This window comes from Glycomyces lechevalierae, from assembly GCF_027622945.1.
Taxonomy (GTDB): domain Bacteria; phylum Actinomycetota; class Actinomycetes; order Mycobacteriales; family Micromonosporaceae; genus Glycomyces; species Glycomyces rutgersensis.
In genome coordinates, this window is record NZ_JAPZVQ010000003.1 from 1 (window position 1) to 26250 (window position 26250).

Below are 26250 nucleotides of genomic sequence, written 5' to 3' on the forward strand. Positions count from 1 at the left end.
ATGGTTTGTTTGGTGGTGAGAGCGGAAGTGACACACCCGGTCCCATTCCGAACCCGGTCGTTACGGCTTCCAGCGCCGATGGTACTGCACTCGAGAGGGTGTGGGAGAGCAGGACACCGCCAAACATCTACTTAGGAAAAGGCTCGACGCTTAGGCGTCAGGCCTTTTTCATTTGCAGCGATTCAAGGGCTTCACCATTCTTTGGTGGAGCCCTTTTTGCGTGCCCTGGATTCGGAGGGGCGCGATAGGATTCGGCTGTGGTCGAGCTGCCAGTACGTCGTATCGGAGTGTTCGGGGGGACCTTCGATCCTCCGCACCTGGGGCACCTCGTGGCCGCCAGTGAGGCGGCGTTCCGTTGTGCGCTCGACGAAGTCGTGTTCGTCCCGACCGGTGATCCGTGGCAGAAGCACCATCTGAAGGTCACCGATGCCGCTGCGCGGCTGGCGATGACGCGTTCGGCGGTGGAGTCTGACCCGCTGTTCCGGGTGAGTACCTGCGACATCGAGCGGGACGGTGCGACGTACGCAGTGGACACCATCGCCGATGTGCGGGCCGAATACGACGAGGACGTGGAGCTGTACTTCATCATCGGCGCCGACTCGTTGGCGAACCTGCACACCTGGCATCGGGTCGAAGAGCTTTGCAAGGCAGTGAAGTTCATCGCGTTGAACCGTCCGGGGCACTCGCGCAGGGAAGTCGACACCTCGTTCGGAGCGCGGGTCGAGTTCATCGACATGCCTGCGGTGGACGTCTCTTCGACGGAGTGCCGGCAGCGGGTGCGGGACGGGCGACCGATCCGGTACCTCGTTCCCGATGCGGTGGAAGCGTATGTGCGCGAGCACGGGCTTTACCGCAGTTGAGGGGTTGGGACGCTTCGCACAGCGACTGGCGTGAAACAGGGAAGTCGTCGTCGTACCCCGCGTGTAAGACTAGAGCTGCGCCGGCGCAGTGCCGGTGGGAATCCCGTTGTCAGGAGCGTTCGTGACCGCAAGTGAAACCGCAATGACCCTGGCCTTCGCCGCAGCCCAGGCCGCGGCCGACAAGAAGGCCTTCGCCATCAACCTTCGGGACGTCACCTCGAAGATCGCCCTCACGGACGTCTTCGTGATCGTTTCGGCCTCGAACGAGCGGCAGGTCCACGCGGTCGTCGACGCGGTCGAGGAGAAGCTCATCAAGGAGCACGACACCCGCCCGCTGCGCCGCGAGGGCAAGGGCGGCGAGCAGTGGGTGCTCCTGGACTACAACGAGATCGTGGTGCACGTCTTCCACAAGGAGGCCCGCGACTACTACGGTCTCGACGGGCTCTGGAAGGACTGCCCCGAGATCGAGTTCGTCGACCAGACCGACGCTGAGCGGGCTGCGCGCAATGCCGAGGCCGGCGGGGGCGATGGCGAGGCCGCCGAGTGAACCGGCTGCTGGTGGTCCGCCACGGGCAGACCGAGTGGAACATCGCGGGCCGGATCCAGGGCTCGACCGATATCGACCTCGACGCGACCGGGGTGGCGCAGGCCGCCGAGGCCGCTCCCGAACTGGCCGCGTACGAGCCGACCCGGATCATCTCCTCGGACCTGCGCCGCGCGGTGGACACCGCCCGGCCGATCGCCGACCTCACCGGGATCGAGATCGAGCTCGACAAGCGGCTGCGCGAACGTGCTTACGGCCCTTGGGAGGGCCTGACGCAGCGCGAGATCGCCGAGCGGTTCCCGGAGGAGCACCGGCGTTGGCGCGCGCAGGAGCCGCTGCAGCACCCCGACATCGAGACGTGGGGCGATCTGCACCGGCGGACCGGCGAGGCCGTGCGGGACATCGTCGAATCGCAGATCGAGGGGACCGCGATCGTGGTCTGCCACGGCGGTTCGGCGCGGCAGATCGTGGGCGGCGTCCTCGGATTCGACGAGGCCTCGGCGAGCAGCCTCTCGGGCATGGACAACGCGCACTGGGCCGAGCTGCGGCGGATGCGGTCGGGCAAGTGGCGCCTGTTCGGGTACAACCTGGGCGTTCCCGCGCCGCACACGATCGGGCAGAGCCCGCTCGCGAAAGGCCAGCAAGCGGCCCGTTAGCGGCGGGTCCGGACCCCCGGAACCCTGGACCGCGTTCGCCTCGGCGTCGTACGCTTCGATCGTGGTGCAACCGCGCCGGCCTCGGAGGCGTCAAACCGGCATGACAGCGCAAACTGTGACAGTGCAGACTTCACGCGTTCGACGGATCGCGGGCCTGACCGGTCCGCTCGTCGGCGTGCTCATGGTGGCCGTGCTCGCCGCCTGCGGTTCGGGCGGCGGCGGCTCCGAAGACGAGACGTCGACGCCCGTCACTTCGGCCGAGCCGACCAGTGCGCCTGAGACGACCGAGGAGAGCCCCGTGCCCGAGGAGACCACCCCCTACCTGGACCCGTCGCTCGGCGACTCGTCCAAGCCCGGTTCGTCGTCCATGACGATCAGCGGGACCGTCGAGGCCGGTGTGGAGGCCGGCTGCCTCGTGCTCGAGTACGAGGGGACGGTGTACGGGATCTTCGGGAACTACGACGCGTCGGTCGTGTACGCCGGCGCCGAGGTCACGCTGACGGGCGCGGTCGACGACGGGATGATGACGACCTGTCAGCAGGGGACCCCGTTCGTGGTGGAGGATGCCCAATCCTCGGATTAGGTAGTGTGGCGGCGTGACCGTCGTCGTCGTTACCGATTCCACTTCGGCTTTGCCCGAGCCGCTGCGCGCTGCGCGCGGCGGCTTGACCGTGCTCGGGATCCCGGTGCTGATCGACGGTGTCGAGTACCGCGAGGGCGAGGACATCGGCGGCGAGGCGATCTTGCGCGCGATGCGCGACGGGCACGAGGTGACCACCTCGGGCCTGCCGCCGGAGGAGCTGCGGGCCACGTACACGCGGCTGCTGGACGAGGGCGCGAGCGGGATCGTCTCGGTGCACCTCTCCGGGCGGCTTTCGGGGACGGTGGCGGCGGCTGAGGCCGCGGCGGCCGGTTTCGGCGGCCGGGTCGCGGTGGTCGATTCGCTGGGGGCCGGTATGGGCGTCGGGTATCCGGCGCTCGCGGCGGTTGAGGCGATCGAGCGGGGCGCTGAACTGCTGGCGGCCGCTGCGGCGGCGCATTCGGCGATCGGGCGGACTTCGACGTACTTCTACTTGGACACGCTCGAGTACCTGCGGCGCGGTGGGCGGATCAGCGCGGCGCGCGCGATCGTGGGGACGGCGTTGTCGGTCAAGCCGATCCTCGGGGTCGAGGACGGCCGCATCGACGTGGTGGAGAAGGTGCGCACGCCGACTCGCGGTCTGCAGCGCCTGGCGGCGCTCGCGGTCGCCGACGCAGGCGATGCCGAGGTCGAGATGACGGTGCACCACTTGGGTGCCGAGCGTCGGGCCGAGGCTTTGGCGGGCTGGCTCGGGGAGCGGTTCGAGGGCCGGCTGCGGCGCATGGACGTGACCGAGGTGGGGGCTGCCGTGGGGGCGCACTGCGGGCCGGGCTTGGTCGGCGTGATCACCAGGCGGCTGCCCTAACGGGGGACTCAACTCGAAGATCAGCTGACTGTTAATCGGCAGGTTCGTGATTCGAGCCGCGGTGATTGGTCCCCCTGGCCAGGAGTGTCGGTTCGTGCGGGCCGGGCAGCGACAGAGAGCCCCTCGGCGCGTGAGCAAACCGTGGAGCGTCGACGAGGAACTGTGGGAGCCGCTGCTGCCTGGGTGGCCCGCTGGGCAGCGTGGTCCGAAGCCTACTTGAGACCGCCGAGACGAAGGGCGTCCTCGATCTCGCTGAGCTTCGCGGACGGCAGGACGCCCGCCTGGCCGATGAGGTCTTCCTTTGCCAGGGTGACCAGCCAAGTGCACGGGATGAGGCCGGGACGTGGAAGTGCGATTCTCAGGACGCCTTCGAGAGGCAGCCCTTCGTCCGCGCCTACTGCCACCTCGACGGCCACGCCGCTCAGATCGGTGTCCGCGGGATCGACGATCTGCATCGCCGAGAAACCGGACGCCTCTTCTCCCGACAGCAGTACGACTGCCTGCTGCCCGTTGAAATCCGCCCACCAGACTTCGCCACGTTGCACTTGTCCTCCAGATATGGGACGGCGCGTCTGCGTCGCCCCTTCGACCGCCGCCTGCTCCAGGCATCTCACAGCGTAGACCCTTCCCGGAGTCGGCATTATGCCTGGTGGATTGGGTTGCGTCCACACTTGTTGCGGTTATCCACAGGGGGGATTCGGGTTATCCACAGGCCGAAAAAATCGCAGTGACGGCCGTGTCCTTCGCTCGTTGAGCCGGGTATGGAACGCGAACTGCCACCTGATTCCGCCGCTCTCGCCGCGAGGCTTCGGATGCGGCTCAATGATCCCGACGATGAGCCCGGCGTGTGCCGGGAGACCGTCGACGCCGATTCCGGTGAGGCCGAACCGGAACCTGTGCTGAACTCACCGCCCGCGAGGCGTTTCGACGAACGGCTCGAACGGCTCCAGAACCGGTTCGGCCTCTCGCACCTCAACCGGTGGGTGCTGGTGGTCGTCGCGCTGCTCGTCGCGGGCGTCGGTCTGGCGGTGACGATCTTGTCCTGGCCTGATGCCGAACCCGTCGCGACGGCGCCCGCTACTCCCGTCGAAGCGACTGCGGCCGAACCGAAGACGATCATCGTCTCGGTCGCGGGGGCGGTGAAGGAACCGGGGATCGTGGAGTTGGAGGCCGGGGCTCGTGTCGCGGATGCGATCGAGGCCGCGGGTGGGTTGACCGAGGGCGCCGACCCTGGGTTCCTCAATCTTGCGCGGGTCGTCGCTGACGGCGATCTCGTCGCGGTCCCGGATGCCGCCGCATCGGGAGCGGCGGCTCCGGTTCCTGGCGCCGAAGCCGGCGCGAGCGGCGGCGGGCTGGTGAACATCAACGTCGCCGGCGCCGAGGAACTGGACGCGCTCAAGGGCATCGGCCCGGTCCTCGCCGAGCGGATCATCGAGTACCGCGAGGCCAACGGCAGTTTTCAGTCGTTGGACGAGTTGTCGGAGGTCTCCGGCATCGGCACTGCGCTGCTGGAACAGCTCCGCGATCAGGTGACGCTATGACGCCGTGGACGGCCTCGGGCCCCTGGGGCCGGTGCCATGAGTTACGAGTTCGCGCTTCGGCCCGCGCCTTCAGAGGTCGTTCGGCGGGATTGGCGGCTGCCGCTCGTCGCGGCCGGCGTGTGGGCGGCGGCGTTGGCGGGGTTGTACGGCAACGTGGTCAGCGGTCTTCTGGTCGCGGGCGGGTGCGTGGCGCTCGTGGCGTTGGGCCGCAAGTGGAAGCGGGGCTTCGCGGCCGCCCTCGCCACGGTGGCCTTCGGCGGGGTGCTCGGCGCGGCGGTGACGACCGTGCATGTCGCCGTTCGGGACCATGCCGGGCTCGCGGCGCTGACCGAAGCCGAGACGCATGGCGAGGCCGAGTTGGTGCTGCACACCGCGCCGAAGCCGTCGAACCGGCGACCGGAGCTCATCACCGCGACCGCGCGGATGCATGCGTTCCGCGCCGACGGCGCTGCGTTCGAGGGGCATTGGCAGGTCCTGCTGGTCGCCAGCGGCGACGAGTGGACGGAGCTGGACGCCGGGCAGCGGATCACCCTGCCCGCGGTGCTGCGTGAAGCCGACGGCGGTCGGCTGACCGCTGCGATCGTGAGCGCTCGCGGTCCGCCGGAACCCGTTGGGACGCTGTCGATGCCGAACCGGATCGCCGCGCATGTGCGGGAGCGGTTGGCGACCGCCGTCGAGGCGGTGCCGCAGCCGGAGGCGGGGCTGATCCCGGCGCTCGCGGTCGGGGACACCTCGATGATGGATCCGGAGCTGGCCGCCGATTTCCGGGCGACGGGGCTGGTGCACCTCGTGGTCGTCTCCGGGTACCACCTGAGTCTGGTGGTCGGGGCGGTCCTGGCGGTGGCGTCGGCGTGCAGGGCGGGACCGCGCGGGCGGGTGTTGGCCGGTGCCGTTGCGATCGCGGCGATCGTGGTGGTGGCCGGGCCGCAGCCGAGCGTGCTGCGGGCCGCGGTGATGGCGGGGATGACGCTGCTGGCGCTGGCCGCGGGTCGCCCTCGGGCGGCGATGCCCGGTTTGGCGACGGCGGTCTTGGTGGTGGTCCTGGCCGACCCGGACATGGCGGCGCAGGCGGGGTTCGCGCTGTCGGTCGCGGCGTGCGTCGGGCTGCTGTTCTTGGCGTTCCGCTGGGCGCGGCCGCTGGAGCATCGCGGCTGGCCCCCGGCGGTGGCGCTGGCGGTCACGATCCCGCTGGCGACGCAGGTGGCGGTGACGCCGCTGCTGATCGGCCTCGGCAGCGGGGTGAGCCTGGTGTCGGTCCCGGTGAACGTGCTGGCGGCGTTGGTGGCCGCGCCGGTGGTGGTCCTGTCGGTGGGCGCGGCGGCGGTGGCGGCCGTGTGGCTGCCTGCCGGGGAGGTCGCGGCGCAGTTGGCCGCGATTCCGTCCCGTTGGTTGATCTGGTTGGCGCGCAACGGGGCCGAGATCCCGGGCGCGTTGGTGCCGCTGCCGGGTGGCGTGTGGCGGGGTCTGGGGTCGGCCGCGGTGCTGGCGTTGCTGATCGTGCTGCTGCAGATCCGCCGCGCGCGGGTGATGGTGTTGGCGGTGCTCGTGGCGGCGGGCGTGGGGACCCTCCCGGCGTGCCTGCTGACAGGCGGGCCGCCTTCGGGGTGGGTGATCACCATGTGCGATGTGGGGCAGGGTGATGCGCTGGTGCTGCCGGCGGGGGACGCGGTGGTGGTCGTCGATGTCGGGCCGGAGCCGGCGGCCGTGGACGCGTGCCTCGACGAGTTGGAGGCGGATCGGATCGCGCTCCTCGTGTTGTCGCACTTCCATATCGACCACACGGCCGGGATCGGCGGGGTGATGGAGAGCCGTGAGGTCGATGCGATCCTCGCGCCGCCGCCGGGGGAGGCCCGGTACGGGTACGAGCTGGTGGAGGAGAAGGCCGGGGCGGTGCCGGTGCTGGAGGCCGTGCCGGGGGAGGTGTTCGAGTTCGGGGCGACGCGGTTGGAGGTGCTGGGGCCGCCAACGGAGCTGCTGAGCGGGACGCGGTCGGACCCGAACAACAACTCGGTGGCGTTGCGGGCGAACGTGGCCGGGACGAGCGTGCTGCTGACGGGCGACGTCGAGCTGGAGGGCCAGCGCGCGCTGCTCGGGAGCGGGGCGGCGCTCGGGGTGGACGTGCTGAAGGTGCCGCATCACGGGTCGTCGTTCCAGGTGCGGGAGTTCCTGGAGGCGGCCGACCCGGCGGTGGCGCTGGTCGGCGTGGGGCGCGGCAACGAGTACGGCCACCCGGACCCGGGCCCGCTGGGGGTGCTGGCTGACGGCGGGGCGCTGGTGTTCCGCACGGACGAGTCGGGCCGGATCACGGTGGCGCGCAACGGTGATGAGTTCGAGGTGATGACGGAGAACTGAGGCGAGCGAGGGGGGAGGGCGGCGCATTGGCCACGCCCCCGAGGTTGGGTGTGTCGGTTGGCGGAGACCGGGCCGGGCCGGTCGGGGCGGCTTGGAGCGCGGGCGCTCGGATCGCTTCGGTGGCAGGCGTAGTCGGGCGAGGCGGGTTGGGAGTCGGTCTTCTTTCGGGTGAATGGGTGGCGGACGGGTCGGTGCGTCCCGACATGACTCGGCAGTACAGGGGGGTTGCGCGGGAGACGATGGCCCGGTCGAAACCCGTGGGTCCGCGGGCGGCATGGGAGGATGGTCCCGTGGCAGCACTCCAACCCATCCGCCTGATCCAGGGCGACGACGAATTCCTCGCCGAGCGGGCCGCCGCCGACTTCGTGAAGGCGGTGCGCGCCGAGCTCCCCGAAGGCGAGACCGCGCCCGCCGTCAACCGCATCAGCGGCGGCGACCTCAACGCGGGCGCCTTCGCGGAGCTGACCAGTCCTACCCTGTTCGGCGGCGCCGTCGTGGGCATCATCGAGTCCGGCCAGGACGTCGACAAGGATCTCGCCGCCGCCGTGCTCGCCTTCGCGAAGCAGCCCGCCCCCGGCATCTACCTCGCGGTCTGCCACAACGGCGGCAACAAGGGCAAGGGCCTCGCCGAAGGTCTGAAGAAGCTCGACGTCGAGGTCGTGCGGGTCTCCAAGATCAAGCGCCAGCCCGACCGGGTGGCGTTCGTGCGCGGTGAACTGCGCGACGCCGGGGCTTCGCCGCGGTCGGCGTCGGCGGAGATCGCCGACACCATCATCCAGGCCGTCGGTTCCGACCTGCGCGAGCTCGCTTCGGCGTGCGCGCAGCTCGTCGCGGACACGGACGGCAAGATCACCCAGGAGAGCGTCGCCCAGTACTACTCCGGGCGGGCCGAGGTGACGGGCTTCGCCGTCGCCGACGCGACGATCGCCGGGGATGCCGCCGAGGCGCTGGGCGCGCTGCGGTGGGCCATGCAGGTCGGGGTCGACGCGGTGCCGATCGCCGACGCGCTGGCGATGGCCGTGCGGAATCTTTCCCGGGTGGCCGCGGAGCGGGGCGGGGCGGCGCAGCTCGCCGGGCAGCTCGGCATGGCGCCGTGGCAGATCGAGAAGGCGCGCAAGCAGGCCCGCAACTGGACCGCGGACGCGCTCGCCGAGGCGATGCGGGTGTGTGCGCGGTTGAACGGCGAGGTCAAAGGTGGCGCCGACGACCGGGGGTGGGCGCTCGAGCACGCGATCCTCGAGATCACGCGTCTGAGCGCGGCAGGGAAGGGCAGTCGTGTCTGAGTACCGTCACGGGCGAGTGTCCCGGCCGCGCCGGCCCTGGTACGCACGGGCGCTGCATCTGAAGCACCTGTACCTGTCGAACGTCTGGTGCGTGCTGCTCTTCGAGGGTTCGATCGCGCTGGCGGTGCTGATGGCGCTGACGGAGCTGGTGTCGTGGTGGGTCGTGCTGCTGCTGCCGCTCGCGGTGGCGGGCATGGTGAAGCTCAACGACATCATCGCGGGGACGCTGGAGCGCCACGGCTGAGCCGGTCGGGTTGAGACGGGCGCCCTGCGAGGTGCGTGCTTGCGCGTTCGGTGGGGGTCCGGTCCCCGAGGTCGGGTGTGTCGGGTCGCAGTCGCCCCTGACTCAAATGTGCCTGAGGGGTATGACAGCTCGAGGGGGCCGGGAGTCGGCGGGCACGCCGATCGTTTGCGGGAGCTGGTGGGTTGGGCCCCCGGTTTTCAATGGTGCCTCGGGGGTGTGACATCGCTGGGGAACGCCGAAGGCCCAGGGGCCGGTGCCCCTGGGCCTTCTGAAGCTTTGTCGCTTCTCGTTCGCTCGCTTAGGCGGCGGCGGAGAGCTTGTTGTAGGACGCGGCCAGCTTGGACTTGCGCTGGGCGGCCTGGTTCTTGTGGATGACACCCTTGGTGGCAGCCTTGTCCAGCTCGCGGCTGGCGGCGCGCAGGTGGGTCTCGGCAGCGGTGACGTCGCCAGCGGCAGACGCCTCACGGAACTTCCGGACGGACGTCTTGAGCGACGACTTCACTGCCTTGTTGCGCATCCGGCGCTTCTCGTTCGTCAGAATGCGCTTTTCTTTGGACTTGATGTTCGCCACGCGTGAAGCCTCAGTTTCGTGATTGCTTGGTTCCTTAATTGATCGCGTCAGAGGCAGAGGGCACTCCGAGCGCCTGTCAACGTTACCAGGAGCCGAGCATCGCACACGCCCTGGGAGCATGACCGCGAACCAGGTTACACGAGGTCGAGGGCGCCGTCCGAGTCCAGGTGCCCGGCTGTTACCCGCGATACCCGCCGCCGGGGTGCGGCGGGTTTCATGCGGGCGGGGGCGGCGTTCAGACCTTGGCGCCGCGGGCTCGCAGCGCGGGCAGGATCACCTCGTCCAGCATGCTCTCGATCGCGTCCTCCGAGACGTGGCCGAAGAGGATGAACTCGTTGCGCATCAAGTCGATCGGGAGTCGCGTCAGCCGCTCGGTGAGGTGTTCCCCGGCGAGTTCGCCGCGGGCGATCGCCCGCGTGTAGACCGTGCCGCTGAGCGCTTTCACGAGGTTGACGACGATGCCCTCGATGAGCACTTTGCGGGCCTCGGGGTCGACGCTCACTTGCGCGAGCATGCTGAGCATCGCCGTCTGCCCCACCATGCGCATCCGCTCGTGGGCGAGTGTGAGCAACGCAATGGTGTCGCCGCGCAGGGAGCCGGTGTCGGGCACGGACTCGGCCTTGGGAATCCGGTTCGCCGCGCACGCGATCATCAGGTCCACCGGGCTCGACCAGCGGCGGTACAGGACGGGCTTGCTCGTGCCGGCGCGCTTCGCGACGCCTTCCATCGTGAGCTTGGAGAAGCCGACGGCCTGGAACTCCTCCCAGACGGCGTCGAGGATCGCCTGCTCGAGCTCGTCGCCGCGCCGCCGGGATGCCGTTTTGCGTTCCAACCGAACCCCCTCTAGATACTTGCCGTTTCTTATGTTAGCTTGAGATCCATCAAGATACGGACCGTATCTTGCGGATGATTGGAAACCATCATGGAAACCACCCCCAAGCCCACGCCCGTCGGTCGGGTGATCGGGATCAGCGCGGCCCTCGCACTCATCGTCGGCATCCTCACCCTCGCCTTCGCCTGGCCCTCGGCGGGCATGGGCCCCAACGAGATCCCGATCGCCGTCATCGGCCCGGACGCGGCCGCCGACGAGGTCCAGGCGAAGCTCGACGAGGCCGAGCCCGACGGGTTCGACGTCACCGCCGTCGCCGACGCGAACGAGGCCGAGACCCTCATCAAGGAGCGCGAGGTCTACGCGGCCCTCGCGATCACCCCCGAATCCGTCGACCTCTACACCGCCTCGGCCGCCTCGCCGACCGTCGCGCGGCTCGTCACCGGCATCGCCCAGCAGATCGCGGCGCAGATGAGCCAGACCGCCGGGCAGCCCGGCAGCGTCCAGGTGAGCGCGGAAGACGTGGCGCCCCTGCCCGCGGACGACCCGAACGGCGCCGGACTCGCGGCCGCGGGCTTCCCGATGGCCATGGGCGGCATCGTGATCGCCGCGCTCATCGCGTTCAACGTGCGCGGCTCGGGCCGCCAGGCCGCGGCCGCGATCCTCGCGCCGCCGGCCGTGGGCGCGACCGTCGCCGCGATCCTGATGTACGTGCTCGAATCGATCGACGGCGACTACCTGGCGATCGCCGGGGCGCTGGCGCTCACGATGGCGGCGACCGCGTGGGGCATCCTCGGCCTGGCGAAGTTCCTGGGCCGCCCCGGTTTCGTCCTGGGGGCCGTGACCGTGATGCTCGTCGGCAACCCGCTCTCGGGCATGTCCGGCGCGCCGGAGCTGCTGCCCGCGCCGTGGGGCGCGTTCGGCCAGTTCCTCTCGCCGGGCGCCGGCGGCACCCTGGTGCGCTCGACGGCCTACTTCGACGGCAACGGCGGCGAGGCGGCACTGCTGGCGCTCGCCGGCTGGGTCGTCGTCGGTGTGCTGCTCTTCACGATCGGCGCCGTCCGGGCGAAGGTCAAGAGCGTGACCGGCGAGGAAGTGCGCGAGCCGGTTCCGGCCGCCGCGTAAGGACACGACGAATCGGCCTCGGTCCGCACGACGGGTCGGGGCCGTCGGCGTGTTCAGGGAAATCCTGTGGCGGTCCGCGCTCGCGTTGCGGGTGGTCACGACGGGAACGCCGCGGCCCGCGGCGCCGTCGATCGGGTTCGGCGAGGACCGGCGTTCCCGGCTTCGATGACGGGCTGCGCACCGCCTCGACGCCTTCGCGGGCTCGGTCGGGTGAGCGGGAGCCTTTTCCTGCTGGGTGGGCGGGGGTTCCCGCAGGAGTAAGGCAGAATTGGCTAGCCACCCCGCTCGAGCCGGGCCAATTTACGGCTCGCGAGCGTCGCCGAGAAGGAAGGCCACCGTGACCAACGCGCCAGGCTCGACCGCTCCGGAGTCGATCCGGAACTTCTGCATCATCGCGCACATCGACCACGGCAAGTCCACGCTGGCCGACCGCATGCTGCAGATCACCGAGGTCGTCGACGCCCGCCAGATGCGCGCGCAGTACCTCGACCGGATGGACATCGAGCGGGAACGCGGCATCACCGTGAAGTCCCAGGCCGTCCGCATGCCCTGGACCGCCCGTTCCGGCGCGGCCGAGGGCCAGGGGTTCGTGCTCAACATGATCGACACGCCCGGCCACGTCGACTTCACCTACGAGGTCTCGCGGTCCCTCGCCGCGTGCGAAGGCGCGATCCTCCTCGTGGACGCCGCGCAGGGCATCGAGGCGCAGACCCTCGCGAACCTCTACCTCGCGATGAGCAACGACCTCACGATCATCCCGGTGCTCAACAAGATCGACCTCCCCTCGGCCGACCCCGACCGGTACGCCGAGGAGATCGCCCACCTCATCGGCTGCGAGCCCGAGGACGTCTTCCGCGTCTCCGGCAAGACCGGCGTCGGCGTGGCCGAGCTGCTGGACGCCGTCGTCGCGCAGATCCCCGCCCCGGTCGGCGACGCCGACGCGCCCGCCCGCGCGATGATCTTCGACTCGGTCTACGACGTCTACCGCGGCGTCGTCACCTACATCCGCGTCATCGACGGCAAGCTCAACGCCCGCGACCGCATCCGCATGATGTCGACCCGCGCCGACCACGAGCTCCTCGAGATCGGCGTCATCAGCCCCGAGCCGGTCGTCTCGAAGGCCCTCAGCGTCGGCGAGGTCGGCTACCTCATCACCGGCGTGAAAGACGTGCGCCAGTCGAAGGTCGGCGACACCGTCACGCTGAACAAGAACCCGGCCACGCAGGCACTGCCCGGCTACACCGAGGCCAAGCCGATGGTCTACTCCGGGCTTTACCCGATCGACGGCTCCGACTACGGCAACCTCCGCGAAGCCCTCGACAAGCTGCAGCTCAACGACGCCGCGCTTCAGTACGAGCCCGAGACGTCCGCGGCGCTCGGCTTCGGCTTCCGCGTCGGCTTCCTCGGCCTGCTGCATCTGGAGATCATCCAGGAGCGACTCGAGCGCGAGTTCAACCTCGACCTGATCTCGACCGCGCCGAACGTGGTCTACCAGGTCGTCAAGGAGGACGGCGAGGAAGTCGAGGTCACCAACCCCTCGGAGTTCCCCGAAGGCAAGATCCACTCGATCACCGAGCCGATCGCCAAGGCCACCATCCTGGCCCCGAAGGAGTACATCGGGACGGTGATGGAGCTGTGCCAGACCAAGCGCGGCGTCCAGACCGGCATGGACTACCTCTCGACCGACCGGGTCGAGATCCGGTACACCCTGCCGCTGGCCGAGATCGTCTTCGACTTCTTCGACCAGCTCAAGTCGCGCACCAAGGGCTACGCCTCGCTCGACTACGACATCGAGGGCTCCCAGGAGTCCGAGCTCGTCAAGGTCGACATCCTGCTCCAGGGCGAGCGCGTGGACGCCTTCGCGGCGATCGTCCACAAGGACCAGGCCTACGCGTACGGCGTGCGCCTCTCCGAGCGGCTCAAGAAGCTCATCCCGCGCCAGCAGTTCGAGGTGCCCATCCAGGCCGCGATCGGCTCGCGCATCATCGCCCGCGAGACCATCCGCGCCCTGCGCAAGGACGTGCTCGCCAAGTGCTACGGCGGCGACATCTCCCGCAAGCGCAAGCTCCTCGAGAAGCAGAAGGAGGGCAAGAAGCGCATGAAGAACATCGGCCGCGTCGAAGTCCCCCAAGAGGCGTTCATCGCCGCGCTGCGGACCGACGAGGACTGAGGACGACGAACAAGGGGCGGAGCCGTGCGGCTCCGCCCCTTGTCGCTTGCGCTGCCTACATCTCGTTCGGGTAGCCCGGCGGCGTCTGCGGCGGCGCCGGGGGCTGCTGCGGGTAGCCCGGCGGCGGGCCCTGGTGCGGCGGCTTCGGCAGGTTGCCCGGCCGCGACTTCAGGTACTGCTCCACCTCGGGCTGCGTGACCAGGTAGAACGACAAGCCGACCGCCGCGAGCTTCGCGAGCGCCAGCAGTGAGCCGAGCGCGGCGTACCAGCCCAGGCCCCAGCCGCCGACGAACCCGCCGAGCGAGAAGAACCCGAGGACGCCCAGCCCGATGTACAGCGGCGTGCGCGGGTCCGCCGCGCCGAACGTGCCGAGCTTGTCCTTGGTGATGAAGTACGCGATCGCGACGGAGAGGGCGCCGATGACGAGGCCGAAGACGGCGCCGCCGACGATGTAGCCGGTGCCGTACCACCAGGGCGCGGTCGCGGAGGCGATGAGCGAGAACAGGAATACCAGCACCGTCGCGGCGGCATAGGCCCACAGCAATTGCGTGAGCTGATTGACCTTCTTGGGGCGGGAGAAGTTTTCCTTGATGCCCCATTCGGTGGCGAAGTCGCTTTGTCCGGGTTGCGGGCCGCCGTGCGGGGGCGGCGGGCCGGCGGGGCCGCCACCTGGGGCGGCGCCGTACGGATTCGATTCGGGCGGTTGCGGCGGATAGGTCATGATCGCTGCTCCGGGCAAAGAGAAGGGCGTGCTTTCACTGCTCACTGTAGCCTTTCCGCGCCAGCCCCGGGGTCCGGCGATTCCTGTGCATTTCAGTGGCGGATATGGCAATCAGCGCAATATTGAACGCCATTCGAAAGAACCCGAATCGATCACGGTGGAGAAAAAAAGGGGGGCGGCCCCGGCGAACCGGGGCCGCCCGCGGCGGGAGGATCTAGTCCAGGCTGTCGTCGGCGTTCTCGTCCGAGCCGGCGAACGGGCTCGTGTTCGTCGACATGTTGGCGGTGTCCACGGGGCGGTCGTAGGTCTGGTGGAGGGCCCGCTCGCGGTCGGCGATCGTGTAGGACCGGCGCGTGTAGACGGGCGCGTCCTGCACGGTGACCTGCGGGACGACCTTGAAGTCCACGTTCATCTCGTCCGGCTTGATGACCGTCTCGACGTAGCCGCGCTGGGCGTTGCGGAACTTGATGTGCGGGTTGATCTTCAGGGCCGCGTTGTCCTCGGGGACGGAGTCGACGCCGTTGCCGCCCGAGGTGATCGACGTGGCGACGAGCTCGACGCCGACGGACTCGCCGTCGATGTCGGGGAAGCCGGTGAGGATCTCGCCGGCCCAGTGGGTGTGCACGTCGCCGGTGAGGACCACCGGGTTGCGCACGCCGGCCTCGACCCAGCCGTCGATGATGCGCTGGCGCGAGGCGGCGTACCCGTCCCAGCCGTCCATGCTGGTGCGCAGCACGTCCGCGGCGGCGGTGTTGTCGCGCTGGGTGAAGAACACCTGTTGGCCGAGGATGTCCCAGCGGGCCCGCGACTCGTGGAAGCCGTCGATCAGCCACTCCTCCTGGGCCTCGCCGGTGATGGTCCGCGATTCGTCCCACGCGTCCGCGCAGTTGGACTGGGTGCCGTCGCCGCAGGCCTGGTCGTCGCGGTACTGGCGGGTGTCCATCATGTGGAAGTTCGCGAGGCGGCCCCAGCGGACGCGGCGGTAGAGCTGCATGTCGATGCCCTCGGGCACGGAGGAGCGGCGCAGCGGCATGTTCTCCCAGTACGCCTGGAAGGCGGCGGCGCGGCGGACGAGGAAGTCGGCGGTGTTCGGGGTGTCCGAGCCGGCCTCGGGGATTTCATCGGCCCAGTTGTTCTCGGTCTCGTGGTCGTCCCAGACGACCAGCCAGGGCGCGACGGCGTGCGCGAGCTGCAGGTCCGGGTCGGCCTTGTACTGGGCGTGGCGCTGGCGGTAGGTCGCGAGCGTGACGGTCTCGGGCCCTTCGTGGTCGCGCACGTTGCCGTCGGGGGAGTTGTAGACCTTGGCCTTGTACTCGTACTGGTAGTCGCCGAGGTGGAGGATGAGGTCCGGGTTGGACTCGGCCATGTGCCGGTACGCGGTGAAGTACCCGTGCTCGTACTGGGAGCAGGACGCGAAGGCCATGCGCAGTTCCTCGGGCATGGCGTTGCGCGGCGGGGCGGTGACGGTGCGGCCGATCGGGGAGGTCCACTTGCCGGTCTTGAACCGGTAGTAGTACTCGTGGCCGGGGCGCAGGCCCTCGACCTCGATGTGGACGCTGTAGCCGATCTCGGCGGCGGTCTGGGCCTCGCCGTGGGCGACGCGGTGGCGGAAGCGCTCGTCGCGGGCGATCTCCCACTCGACGTCGAAGGCGCCGTTCGGCATGCCGCCCATGCCGTCCTCGGCGAGGGGGTTCACGGCGAGGCGGGTCCAGAGGACCACGCCGTCGGGCTCGGGATCGCCGGAGGCGACGCCGAGGGTGAACGGGTCGGCTTCGAGCGTGGGGTGCGTGTTCGATTGTGCCCAGCCGGCCGTCGGGACCGCTACGGCGGCACCGGCGGCGGAGGAGGCGAGCAGGATTCGGCGCGACAGGCGCATATGGACCTCGCTTCGGGGGAGTTGCGCGGGTTTGTGACCCGTACAGCCCAACAAGCGAGCGTGGATGCGCCGGAACCGTCGGTGGTCGCGCCGGTGAACCGGCGCGGAACTCTAGGGCGTGCGGAAGCGATTACTCGGGGGCCGCGAAGGTGATGATCACGGCCGTCGAATCCGCGACCTCCACGACCTGCGCCTCGCCGTCCTCTTCGGAGCCCGGTTCCGACCAGGCCTCTTCCCCTGGGGTCCAGACTTTTCCGTTGTAGGAGACGGACGCGATCCGGTGGTCGTACGCCCTGGCTACCGCCCAGGCAGCCCGATTCCAGCCTTCGGCTGCGCCGTCGGCCTCGATGACGATCCTGGATTCTTCCACATTGGACACATCGGCGCCCCACTGGTAGGCATAGGCGTCCGCGAGCGAGGCCGCGTCCGTCGCCGGCTCGTCCGCGCTCCCCGAGATGCACGCGAGCCCGGTCTCCTCGCCGCCCGCGAAGGCGTCCGCGATGACCTGCGCGTCGCTCTCCCACTGCTCGTACAGCTCGGGGTAGGCGCTGACCTGCACGGCCTGGGCCGCCTCGGCGAGGCGCATGTCCTCCCAGCCGTCGGTGCGGTCGAGCTTCTCGTAGAACTTGTAGGAGGCGTAGACCGGGTCCATGAGCTCCTCCTCGGAGCCCCAGCCCATGCTCGGGCGCTGCTGGAACAGCCCGAGCGAGTCGTCGTGCCCGTAGTTCACGTTCACGAGCTCGGACTCCTGCATGGCCGTGGTGATCGCCACGGCCACCGCCTGCTCGCCGAAGCCGTCCCGGATGCCCACCGCCGCGATCGTGGCCGCGTTCGCGGCCTGCTCGGCGCTCAGGTGCACCTCGCCGCCGCCGCCGAGGTAGCAGCCGGTCTTGCTGGGGCGCAGGGCGTCCCGGGCGTCATCGGTGCAGGCGGTGAGGCCCGCGAGCAGCAACAGGCAGGTCAGAGCGGGGAGTGCGCGCAACTGGTGACTCCGATCAGGTCGGTCGGCGGCTGATCAGCCTACCCAAGACGGAGGACGCTTCTCAAGGAACGAACGGGTGCCTTCCCTGCCCTCTTCGGAGAAGAAGTATTCAGCCGTCACGGCAGCCGCCCTGCGCAACTCGCCGCGCAGGTCCGGTGTGGCGGTGAGCACTTTGATCCCCGCTTGGGCGGAAGGCCCGCCCGCGACCAGGCTCTCGACCGTCGCGGCCTGCTGGTGCTCGAACGACTCCGGAGCGACGGCGGTGGTCACGAGCCCCCAGGAGCAGGCGATCACCGCGTCGAACGACTCCCCGGTGAGGAACAGGCGCCGCATCAGGCCCGGACCGAGCTTCCGCGCCACCACCGGCGCGATCACCGCCGGAACCACACCCAGCCTGACCTCGCTGAACGCCATCGGCGCGCGGTACTCGGCGATCACCAGGTCCGCCGCCGCCAGCAGGCCCATCCCGCCGCCCTTCGCGCCGCCCCTCGCGGCGGCCACCACCGGCTTCGGCGCCTCGCAGAGGTCCGCGAGCAGTTCCGCGAGGTGCGCGGCCGGAAGGTCCTCGAGCCGCGTCGCCGCGACCGACTCCTTCAAGTCGGCGCCCGCGCAGAACACCGGCCCGGTGTGGTCGATCACGATGACCCGCACCTCCGGGTCGGCCACCGCCTTGGCGAGGGCTTCGCGCAGTTCGCCGATCATGCGAACCGAGAGCGCGTTCCGCCGTTCGGGGGCGTCGAGGGTAATCGAAGCCACGATCCGGTCCGGCCGGTACCTGATGAGAGCGTCATTGCTGTCCACGCCAGTACCGTAGTGGGCGTGTCCACCGCTTCGCCAGTAGCCGACCCGAATTCGCCCGCCGCCGCCATCGCGACGGCGGCCGCCGACCCCTCGGTCGGCGAGGCCGGCTTCGGGTTCTACGTGCACGTCCCGTTCTGCGTCTCGCGCTGCGGCTACTGCGACTTCAACACGTACACCGCCTCCGAACTGGGCGCCGGGGTCTCGCGGGACACGTACGCGTCGATCGTCCGCGCCGAGATCCGCGACGCCGCCTCACGGTTCGCGGAGCGCAGCGCAGCGAACGATGGGCGCAGCGGTAAGCGCCCCAAGGTCGACACCGTGTTCTTCGGCGGCGGCACCCCCACCCTGCTCTCCGCCGCGGACCTCTCCTCGATCCTCGCCGAGATCGACGGGACCTTCGGCCTCGCCGACGGCTACGAGGCCACCACCGAGGCCAACCCCGAATCCGTGGACGCCGACTACCTCGCCGAACTCCACGACGGCGGCTTCACCCGGCTCTCGGTCGGCATGCAGTCCACCGCGTCCCACGTGCTCAAGATCCTCGACCGCGAGCACTCCCCGCAGAAGGCCCTCGACGCGGTCGCCTACGCCCGCAAGGCCGGATTCGAGCACGTGAGCCTCGACCTCATCTACGGCACGCCCGGCGAGACCGCCTCCGACTTCGGGGCGAGCCTCCACGCGGCCGTGGACGCCGGCGTCGACCACGTCTCGGCGTACGCGCTCATCGTCGAGGACGGCACCGCGCTGGCCCGCCGCATCCGTTCCGGGCAGGTGCCGCAGCCCTCCGACGACGTGGCCGCCGACCGCTACCTCGCCGCCGAGGCCGTCCTCGCCGACGCCGGCTTCCACTGGTACGAGGTGTCCAACTGGGCCACCACCGAAGCCGCCCGATGCCGCCACAACCTCCTCTACTGGGAGGGCGGCCACTGGTGGGGCGCCGGCCCGGGCGCGCACTCGCACCTGCCGGGCGTGCGCTGGTGGAACCACAAGCACCCCTCGACCTACGGCGCGGCGCTCGCTGAGGGCCTGCCCGCGGCCGGGCACGAGGTCCTCACGAGTGATGACCAGTACCTCGAGCGGATCCTGCTGCGCACCCGGCTGGCGAGCGGACTGCCGCTATCGTTGCTGCGTCCGACCGGTACGGCGGCCGCGGAACGCGCGGCGGCCGACGGACTCGCCGTCATCGCGGACGGCCGCCTCCAGCTCACGCTGCGCGGTCGGCTCCTCGCGGACGCGGTCGTGAGAGACCTCACCTCCTGACGGCGTTCCGGCCGGTCACCGTTAGATTCGTGAAGACGTAACGCATTCGCTCACCGTGCTCGCCCCGCGCGCCTCCCCCTAGAGGCCGGGCGACCCCGCACGGACCCCCCAATACGAAACCACCCGGAGCCCGCCACCCATGCGCACCGCAACACCCACCCTCGCCCGCCGCGGCCTGCTCGTCGCCTCCGCCGCCGGCCTCGCCGCCGTCGCCGCCTGCAGCGAAGAGGAACCGCCCCCGGCGGTCGAGGACGAAGGCGGCCAGGGCGCCGAGGAGCCCACCTCGGCCGAGCCCTCGCCCGAGCCCCGCGAGATCACCATCACGCACGTGGGCGACACCATGCCCGGCTCCTACCCGAACCAGATGGCCTCGGACGACGGCGCGAGCTTCTTCGACGGCGTCAAGGACGTCCTCACCGGCGACGTCGTCATCGCCAACATGGAAGGCGCCCTCTCCACCCTCGAGTTCGACAAGTGCGGCGGCGGCGAGTGCACCTACTTCCGCCTCCCGGGCGAGTACGCGCAGGTCTTCGCCGACGCCGGCTTCCACGTCCTCAACCAGGCCAACAACCACGGCTGGGACGCCGGCCCCGACGGCGCCACCGAGACCCAGGAGGCCATCCGCGCCGCCGGCATGGAGGTCTGCGGCATCAAGGACGAAGTGGCCCTCGTCGAGACCGAGAGCGGCCTCACCGTCGGCCTCGTCGGCTTCGCGCCGTACACCTTCTACACCGACAGCCGCGACCTCGACGCCGTCGCCGCGCTCGTCGCCTCCGCCAAGGAACAGGCCGATATCGTCATCGCCACCGCCCACCTCGGCGCCGAGGGCACCGACTACCGGCACGTCCCCGAAGGCGTCGAGAACTACCTCGGCGAGGACCGCGGCGACACCCGCGGCTTCGCCCACACCTGCATCGACAACGGCGCGGACCTCGTCGTCGGCCACGGCCCGCACGTGCTGCGCGGCATGGAGGTCTACAACGGCAAGCTCATCTGCTACTCCCTCGGGAACTTCGGCGGCGGCCAGAACCTCTTCTCCACCGACGGCCCCCTCGGCCGCTCCGCAGTGCTCTCGGTCACTCTCCGCGAGGACGGCACCATCGTCACCGCCAAGATGACCGCGACCCGCATGGACGGCGACGGCTACCCGCAGCTCGACGACGAGAACGGCGCCTACGACGACCTCAACGAGCTCGCCGAGGACTTCGGGGACGACGCGGCCACCGTTGGCGACGACGGCGTGCTCGTCCTCCCCTCTGCCTGACGGCACACGTAGACTGGCACTCCCGGACCGGGAGTGCCAGACTTGAGTCCGGCCGACTGAACCCCGCGGGTTCGGTCCGGGACACACCGAACGGTCGAACGACCGGCGAAGACGGAGGGGACGTGGCGGCGATGGACGATCGCAAACTCGAAGTGCTGCGCGCCATCGTCGAGGACTACGTGGCCACCCAGGAGCCCGTCGGCTCCAAAGCGGTCTCCCAGCGCCACTCCCTCGGCGTCTCGGCCGCGACCGTCCGCAACGACATGGCCTACCTCGAAGAGGCCGGCTACATCCAGCAGCCCCACACCTCCGCCGGGCGCATCCCCACCGCGAAGGGCTACCGGCTCTTCGTGGACCGCCTCGGCAAGATCAAGCCGCTCTCGGCCGCCGAGCGCCGCGCCGTGCACCGCTTCCTCTCCGAGGCCATCGACCTCGACGACGTCGTCACCCGGACCGTGCGGCTGCTCGCCCAGCTCACCCACCAGGTCGCGGTCGTCCAGTACCCGAGTCTCAACCGTTCCTCAGTGCGCCACCTCGAACTCGTGTCGCTCACGCCCACAAGGCTCATGGTCGTCATGATCACCGACACCGGCCGCGTCGAGCAGCGCTATGTGGAGATGCCCGCCGAGCTCAGCGAGGACGACGTCCTCGAACTGCGCCGCCTCGTCAACGAACAGCTCCAAGGGAAGCCGCTCGCCGACGCGCCGCGCATCATCGCGGACCTCGCCGGGCTCGCCCGCCCCGAGCTGCACCCCACCGCCTCGGCGCTGGCGCGCGTGCTCCTGGAGACCGTGGTCGCGCGCACCGAGGAGCGCGTCGCCGTCGCGGGCGCCGCGAACCTGACGCGCCCCGGGAACTTCTTCGCCGGGTCCCTGCGGCCCATCCTCGAAGCCCTCGAGGAGGAGGTCGTGCTCATGCAGCTGCTGGGCCGAGCCGACTCCAACGCGCTCCTCACCGTGCGCATCGGCGACGAGAACAACCTGGACGACTTCCGCGAGACCACCGTGGTCACCGCCGGATACGGACCGGGTTCGGTGGTCGGCCACATGGGCGTCCTCGGACCCACCCGCATGGACTACCCGGGCACGATCGCGGCCGTCCGCGCCGTCGCCCGGTACGTGTCCGAGATTTTGGAACAGAACCGCTGACAGGACAGAGCGCACGTGGCTAAGGACTACTACGGCATTCTCGGCGTCGACCGGAACGCCGCCGACGACGAACTCAAGAAGGCGTACCGGAAGCTGGCGCGCAAGTACCACCCCGACGTCAGCGACGAGCCGGACGCGCAAGAGCGCCTGCAGGAGATCAACGCCGCCTTCGAAGTCCTCATGGACCCGCAGAAGCGCGCCATCGTGGACGCCGGAGGCGACCCGTTCTCCCGCACCGCGGGCGCCGGCAGCGGCGCCCCCTTCATGGGCTTCGAGGACATCATGGACGCCTTCTTCGGCGGCTCCATGGGCGGCTTCGGCCGCCGCGGCCCGCGCTCGCGCACCCGCCCCGGCAACGACGCGCTCCTGCGCCTCGACCTCGACCTCGAGGAGGTCGCGTTCGGCACCGAGTCGACCCTCACCGTGGACACCGCGATCATCTGCGACTCCTGCGAGGGCACCTGCACCGAAGGCGACGCCGAACCCCAGACCTGCTCCACCTGCAACGGCTCCGGCGAGGTCCAGGTCGTGCAGCGCACGATCCTCGGCCAGGTCCGCACCGCGCGCCCCTGCTCGGCCTGCTCCGGCTACGGCACGATCATCACCGACCCCTGCCGCAAGTGCGGCGGCGAAGGCCGCGTCCGCTCCCGGCGGCGCATCACCGTCAAGGTCCCCGCGGGCGTCGAGGACGGCATGCGCATCCGCCTCTCCGGCGAAGGCGAGGTCGGCCCCGGCGGCGGCCCTGCCGGCGACCTCTACGTCGAGGTCCACGAGAAGCCCCACGAGGTCTTCACCCGCGAAGGCTCCGACCTGCGCTGCCGCGTCCGCGTCCCCATGACCCAGGCGGCGCTCGGCACCAAGCTCAACATCCACACCCTGGACGACCAGGTCGAGGTCGAAGTCGCCTCCGGCACCCAGCCCGGCACGATCAAGAAGGTCCGCGGCCACGGCGTCCCCCGCCTCCGCGGCGGCGGCACCCGCGGCGACCTCTACGTCGAACTCGACGTGCGCACCCCCACCAAGATCGACGCCGAGCAGGAAGAACTCCTCAAGAAGCTCGCCAGCCTCCGCGACGAGGAGATCAAAGAGGTCAAAGGCGGCAGCGGTTTTTTTAGCCGCATGCGCGACGCCTTCAACGGCCACGCGTAGCGGGGCCTTTGAACGGGAAGCGCAGCACGGCCACGCGTAGCGGGGCCTTTGAACGGGAAGCGCAGCACGGCCACGCGTAGCGCACCGAGGACACTGACGGGCCCCGCTTCCCCGCCGCGAACCGCGGCCGGGAAGCGGGGCTCCGCTACACTCCGGGCCCGTGACCAGCCTCCACCCCAGCAGCCTCCTGTGCCTCGCGGTCGTCCTCGTCGCGGGCGTCGTCGCCCTCGTCATCGCCCTGCGGCTGCGCTCCCGCCGCGCCCCGCGCGGACCCCGCCTCGACGTGCCCGCCCCCGCCGGCGGCCCGCAGATCGGCGAACGCTGGATGGCCGACGTGCCCTTCGAGGACGAGTCGCGCCGCTCCAAGCGCCGACCCTGCCTCGTCATCGGTCACTCCGGGCGCGGCTACTGGGTCCTCAAATGCACCACCCAGGCGCCCCGCGAAGCCGAATGGCGCGTCCCCGTGACCGCCGACCGCTGGGACCCGGACGCCGACCGCGACGGCTACGTCGACCTCGTCCCGTACCACCTCCCCAAGGCTCGCTTCGCGCACGCGTTCGGCCGCATCGCCGACCGCCGCCTCTACCGCGACATCACCGGCCGCCTCCGGTGGGAACGCGCCGTCGACTTCGTGCGCTGACCCCCGACTAAGCTGGCCCGGTCACCGATCCGCGACCGAACAGGAACCTTGTGAGCGACCCGGTCTTCCTCGTCGACGCCGTCCCCGCCGCCGACGGCTTCGTTCTCGACGGCCCCGAAGGGCACCACGCCGCCGACGTCCAGCGCCTCCAGCCCGGCGAGACGCTGCTGCTCACCGACGGCCGCGGCGAGGTCGCCTCCGCGCGCGTCACCCACGCCGAACGCGGGTCCCTGCGCCTCGACATCCTCGAACGCCGCACCGTCGCCGCCCCCGACCCGAAGCTCACCGTCGTCCAGGCCCTCCCCAAGGGCGACCGCGGCGAACGCGCCGTCCAGATGCTCACCGAGATCGGCGTCGACGAAGTGATCCCCTGGGCCGCTTCGCGCTCCATCGTCCAGTGGAAGGGCCCGCGCGGCGACAAGGCCCGCGCCAAGTGGACCGCCACCGCCCGCGAAGCCTCGAAACAAGCCCGGCGGCCCCACCTCGCGCACGTCGCCGAGCTCCACACCACCAAGCAGCTCGTCGCCCGCCTCCGGAACGCGAGCCGGGTCCTCGTCCTCCACGAAGAGGCCGACTCGCCGCTCTCGCAGGTCGACCTCCCCGCGACCGGCGAGATCGTGATCGTCATCGGCCCCGAAGGCTCCATCAGCCCCGACGAGCTGGACGCCCTCAAAGAGTTCGGCGAACCGATCCGCCTCGGCGACACCGTCCTGCGCACCTCCACCGCCGGCCCCGCCGCACTGGCGGTGCTTCAGGCCCGACTCGGCCGCTGGTGACTAGGATTCCGGGCATGACCGACACCGACTGCATCTTCTGCAAGATCGTCGCCGGGGACATCCCCTCCACGAAGGTCCTCGAGACCGACCGCGTGCTCGCCTTCCGCGACCTCCACCCGAAGGCCCCCACGCACGTCCTGGTGATCCCCAAGGAGCACTACCGCGACACGGCCGCGCTGGCCGCCGCCGACCCGGAGCTCGCCGGCGCGGTCCTGCACGCGGCCGCCGAGGTCGCGGCCGCGGAGGGCGTCGCCGAGGACGGCTGGCGCCTGCTCGCCAACACGGGCGCGAACGGCGGCCAGGAAGTGTTCCACGTCCACTTCCACGTCTTCGGCGGAAAACCGCTCGGACGGATGCTTTCGAGCTGAAATCACACCGCGTCCGCGATTACTCGTTGTCGTGTGTCGCAGGCGGCAACTACCATTGAGGCATGTCGAACAGCGGCCTGAAGGCCGCTGCAAGTCTCACTTTGGGAAGCAGGTGGCGAACAGCCCTCCGCGGGCGAAGCCTATGACCGACCGCTCTGACAACGGCCAGCGAAACTCGACGATCACGTCCACGATCACCGTCGGAGACCAGAGCTCGCTCATGGCACTGCTGGGCCGCGCCGACGAGAACCTCCGCTACATCGAACGCCGCAACCCCGGCGTCGACCTCCACGTACGCGGGGACACCATCACTCTCACCGGACTCAACGGCGCCCTGCACGCCGCGGAACGACTCGTGAAGGAGCTGCTCGCCTTGGTCGAGAACGGCGAGAGCGTCGACCCGGACATGATCCGGCGCACCGAGAACATGCTCAAGGCCGCCCCCGGCGAGCGGCCCGTCGATGTCCTGACGCAGAACATCGTCTCCAAGCGCGGCAAGGCGATCCGCCCCAAGACGCTCGGCCAGAAGCACTATGTGGAGGCGATCGACAACAACACGATCGTCTTCGGCATCGGCCCGGCCGGTACCGGCAAGACCTACCTCGCCATGGCCAAGGCCGTGCAGGCGCTGCAGGCCAAGGAGATCAACCGGATCATCCTGACCCGCCCCGCCGTCGAGGCCGGGGAGAAGCTCGGCTTCCTGCCGGGCACGCTCTTCGAGAAGATCGACCCGTATCTGCGACCGCTCTACGACGCGCTCCACGACATGATCGACCCCACGTCGATCCCGAAGCTCATGGAAGCCGGCACGATCGAGGTCGCGCCCCTGGCTTTCATGAGGGGTAGGACGCTGAATGACTCCTTCATCATTCTCGACGAGGCGCAGAACACCACGCCCGAGCAGATGAAGATGTTCCTGACGCGGCTCGGTTTCGGCTCGAAGATCGTCGTCACGGGCGACATCACCCAGGTCGACCTGCCGAACAACGCCACCTCCGGGCTGCGCGTCGTCCGCGACATCCTCGAAGGCGTCGAGGACGTGCACTTCGCCACCCTCCGGGCGGAAGATGTCGTCAGGCACCAGCTCGTCAGCGATATCGTGAACGCCTACGAGAAGTGGGACGCCCGCACCGGCGACCCCGCCAAGAAGGGGCAACGAGGAAACCGTGGGCATCGAGATCATCAATGAGTCAGGGCGAGCAGTCGACGAGTCGGGCATCCGTGCCGTCTCCGACTTCGCCCTCCACGAGATGGGCGTGAACCCGCTCGCCGAACTCTCGATCCTCGTCGTCGACATCGAGCACATGACGGAGCTCAACAAGCGCTGGATGGGCGGCACGGGTCCCACGGACGTCCTCTCGTTCCCGATGGACGACGCCATGCCCGGCCGCCCCGACTCCTCCGAGCCGGGCACGCCGATCCTCGGCGACCTCGTGCTCTCGCCCGAGGTGGCCGAGGCCCAGGCCAAGGAGGCCGGGCACTCCACCGCGGACGAGATGCACATGCTCACCGTCCACGGGGTGCTCCACATCCTCGGCTACGACCACGCCGAGCCCGAGCAGGCCAAGGAGATGTTCGGCCTGCAGAACCGGCTGCTCGACGCCTGGCGGGCCAAACGCGACGCCGCAGCGGAGAGTTAGGCCCG

Annotated in this window: 27 protein-coding genes and 1 rRNA gene; 21 read left to right on the plus strand and 7 right to left on the minus strand. The window is 70.0% G+C overall.

Annotated features, from left to right (window positions below; translation table 11 throughout):
* Positions 1–8 precede the first annotated feature (8 nt).
* From rrf to O2L01_RS06360, 6 genes are all read left to right on the plus strand, one after another.
* A 5S ribosomal RNA gene (gene rrf, locus O2L01_RS06335) occupies positions 9–125 on the plus strand.
* A gap of 141 nt (positions 126–266) precedes the next feature.
* Positions 267–860, plus strand: a complete 594-nt coding sequence (gene nadD, locus O2L01_RS06340; RefSeq protein WP_344469176.1) for a nicotinate-nucleotide adenylyltransferase — start codon at positions 267–269, stop codon at positions 858–860.
* A gap of 121 nt (positions 861–981) precedes the next feature.
* Positions 982–1407 carry a ribosome silencing factor gene (gene rsfS / locus O2L01_RS06345; protein WP_270121064.1) on the plus strand — a complete coding sequence of 142 codons (426 nt, stop codon included), beginning with the start codon at positions 982–984 and terminating at the stop codon, positions 1405–1407.
* Entirely contained in the window at positions 1404–2060 is a 657-nt protein-coding gene (locus O2L01_RS06350; RefSeq protein WP_270121065.1) for a histidine phosphatase family protein, read from the plus strand. The genes rsfS and O2L01_RS06350 overlap by 4 nt, the downstream gene beginning before the upstream one ends.
* A gap of 121 nt (positions 2061–2181) precedes the next feature.
* Positions 2182–2643 carry a hypothetical protein gene (locus tag O2L01_RS06355; protein ID WP_270121066.1) on the plus strand — a complete coding sequence of 154 codons (462 nt, stop codon included), beginning with the start codon at positions 2182–2184 and terminating at the stop codon, positions 2641–2643.
* A 13-nt stretch (positions 2644–2656) separates the two neighbouring features.
* The gene (locus tag O2L01_RS06360; RefSeq protein WP_270121067.1) at positions 2657–3505 is read left to right on the plus strand and encodes a DegV family protein; all 849 of its coding nucleotides are present in this window, start codon (positions 2657–2659) and stop codon (positions 3503–3505) included.
* 212 nt (positions 3506–3717) lie between these two features.
* On the opposite strand, the gene O2L01_RS06365 is transcribed toward O2L01_RS06360, so the two are convergent.
* Positions 3718–4050, minus strand: a complete 333-nt coding sequence (locus O2L01_RS06365; RefSeq protein ID WP_270121068.1) for a hypothetical protein — start codon at positions 4048–4050, stop codon at positions 3718–3720.
* Between the two features lie 216 nt (positions 4051–4266).
* Here O2L01_RS06365 and O2L01_RS06370 point away from each other — a divergent pair, with 216 nt between their 5' ends.
* The 4 genes from O2L01_RS06370 to O2L01_RS06385 all read left to right on the plus strand — a co-directional run bounded on the left by O2L01_RS06370 (position 4267) and on the right by O2L01_RS06385 (position 8925).
* A complete protein-coding gene (locus tag O2L01_RS06370) occupies positions 4267–5046 on the plus strand; it encodes a helix-hairpin-helix domain-containing protein (RefSeq protein ID WP_270121069.1) in 780 nt (259 codons plus the stop codon).
* 36 nt (positions 5047–5082) lie between these two features.
* The gene (locus tag O2L01_RS06375; RefSeq protein ID WP_270121070.1) at positions 5083–7398 is read left to right on the plus strand and encodes a ComEC/Rec2 family competence protein; all 2316 of its coding nucleotides are present in this window, start codon (positions 5083–5085) and stop codon (positions 7396–7398) included.
* A gap of 239 nt (positions 7399–7637) precedes the next feature.
* Positions 7638–8681, plus strand: a complete 1044-nt coding sequence (holA, locus tag O2L01_RS06380; protein ID WP_374727628.1) for a DNA polymerase III subunit delta — start codon at positions 7638–7640, stop codon at positions 8679–8681.
* The gene (locus tag O2L01_RS06385) at positions 8674–8925 is read left to right on the plus strand and encodes a hypothetical protein (RefSeq protein ID WP_270121072.1); all 252 of its coding nucleotides are present in this window, start codon (positions 8674–8676) and stop codon (positions 8923–8925) included. Before holA ends, O2L01_RS06385 begins: the two co-directional genes overlap by 8 nt.
* A 298-nt stretch (positions 8926–9223) precedes the next feature.
* Here O2L01_RS06385 and rpsT read toward each other — a convergent pair whose 3' ends face one another.
* Both rpsT and O2L01_RS06395 read right to left on the minus strand, forming a co-directional pair.
* Complete coding sequence (gene rpsT / locus O2L01_RS06390; RefSeq protein WP_270121073.1) at positions 9224–9496, minus strand: 30S ribosomal protein S20; 273 nt, start codon at positions 9494–9496, stop codon at positions 9224–9226.
* 235 nt (positions 9497–9731) lie between these two features.
* A complete protein-coding gene (locus O2L01_RS06395; protein WP_270121075.1) occupies positions 9732–10328 on the minus strand; it encodes a TetR/AcrR family transcriptional regulator in 597 nt (198 codons plus the stop codon).
* A gap of 90 nt (positions 10329–10418) precedes the next feature.
* Between O2L01_RS06395 and O2L01_RS06400 the strand changes: the two genes are divergently transcribed.
* Positions 10419–11450: a YhgE/Pip domain-containing protein gene (locus O2L01_RS06400; RefSeq protein WP_270121076.1), complete on the plus strand. Its 1032-nt coding sequence runs from the start codon at positions 10419–10421 to the stop codon at positions 11448–11450.
* 337 nt (positions 11451–11787) lie between these two features.
* Positions 11788–13620, plus strand: a complete 1833-nt coding sequence (gene lepA / locus O2L01_RS06405) for a translation elongation factor 4 (protein ID WP_270121077.1) — start codon at positions 11788–11790, stop codon at positions 13618–13620.
* 55 nt (positions 13621–13675) lie between these two features.
* Here lepA and O2L01_RS06410 read toward each other — a convergent pair whose 3' ends face one another.
* The 4 genes from O2L01_RS06410 to O2L01_RS06425 all read right to left on the minus strand — a co-directional run bounded on the left by O2L01_RS06410 (position 13676) and on the right by O2L01_RS06425 (position 18000).
* Positions 13676–14341 carry a hypothetical protein gene (locus O2L01_RS06410; protein WP_270121078.1) on the minus strand — a complete coding sequence of 222 codons (666 nt, stop codon included), beginning with the start codon at positions 14339–14341 and terminating at the stop codon, positions 13676–13678.
* Between the two features lie 214 nt (positions 14342–14555).
* The gene (locus tag O2L01_RS06415; protein WP_270121079.1) at positions 14556–16217 is read right to left on the minus strand and encodes an alkaline phosphatase D family protein; all 1662 of its coding nucleotides are present in this window, start codon (positions 16215–16217) and stop codon (positions 14556–14558) included.
* Between the two features lie 130 nt (positions 16218–16347).
* Positions 16348–17199 (minus strand): hypothetical protein, encoded by an 852-nt coding sequence (locus tag O2L01_RS06420; protein ID WP_270121080.1) that lies wholly within the window; start codon positions 17197–17199, stop codon positions 16348–16350.
* A 33-nt stretch (positions 17200–17232) separates the two neighbouring features.
* Positions 17233–18000 (minus strand): enoyl-CoA hydratase-related protein, encoded by a 768-nt coding sequence (locus O2L01_RS06425; protein ID WP_270121081.1) that lies wholly within the window; start codon positions 17998–18000, stop codon positions 17233–17235.
* Positions 18001–18066: 66 nt separating this feature from the next.
* On the opposite strand from O2L01_RS06425, the gene hemW reads away from it, so the two are divergent.
* The 9 genes from hemW (at position 18067) to ybeY (ending at position 26245) form a co-directional block, all read left to right on the plus strand.
* On the plus strand, positions 18067–19260 hold the full coding sequence (hemW, locus tag O2L01_RS06430) for a radical SAM family heme chaperone HemW (protein ID WP_344469174.1): 1194 nt from the start codon (positions 18067–18069) through the stop codon (positions 19258–19260).
* 139 nt (positions 19261–19399) lie between these two features.
* Positions 19400–20524 (plus strand): CapA family protein, encoded by a 1125-nt coding sequence (locus O2L01_RS06435; protein ID WP_270121083.1) that lies wholly within the window; start codon positions 19400–19402, stop codon positions 20522–20524.
* Between the two features lie 131 nt (positions 20525–20655).
* The gene (gene hrcA / locus O2L01_RS06440) at positions 20656–21672 is read left to right on the plus strand and encodes a heat-inducible transcriptional repressor HrcA (protein ID WP_270121084.1); all 1017 of its coding nucleotides are present in this window, start codon (positions 20656–20658) and stop codon (positions 21670–21672) included.
* 15 nt (positions 21673–21687) lie between these two features.
* Positions 21688–22821, plus strand: a complete 1134-nt coding sequence (gene dnaJ / locus O2L01_RS06445; protein WP_270121085.1) for a molecular chaperone DnaJ — start codon at positions 21688–21690, stop codon at positions 22819–22821.
* Positions 22822–22981: 160 nt separating this feature from the next.
* Positions 22982–23461, plus strand: coding sequence for a hypothetical protein (locus tag O2L01_RS06450; RefSeq protein ID WP_270121086.1), 480 nt, complete (start codon positions 22982–22984; stop codon positions 23459–23461).
* Positions 23462–23511: 50 nt separating this feature from the next.
* Entirely contained in the window at positions 23512–24237 is a 726-nt protein-coding gene (locus tag O2L01_RS06455; protein ID WP_270121087.1) for a 16S rRNA (uracil(1498)-N(3))-methyltransferase, read from the plus strand.
* Between the two features lie 14 nt (positions 24238–24251).
* A complete protein-coding gene (locus O2L01_RS06460; RefSeq protein ID WP_270121088.1) occupies positions 24252–24605 on the plus strand; it encodes a histidine triad nucleotide-binding protein in 354 nt (117 codons plus the stop codon).
* A 142-nt stretch (positions 24606–24747) separates the two neighbouring features.
* Positions 24748–25794 (plus strand): PhoH family protein, encoded by a 1047-nt coding sequence (locus tag O2L01_RS06465; RefSeq protein ID WP_270121089.1) that lies wholly within the window; start codon positions 24748–24750, stop codon positions 25792–25794.
* Positions 25772–26245, plus strand: a complete 474-nt coding sequence (gene ybeY, locus O2L01_RS06470) for an rRNA maturation RNase YbeY (RefSeq protein WP_270121090.1) — start codon at positions 25772–25774, stop codon at positions 26243–26245. The genes O2L01_RS06465 and ybeY overlap by 23 nt, the downstream gene beginning before the upstream one ends.
* Positions 26246–26250: the final 5 nt, after the last annotated feature.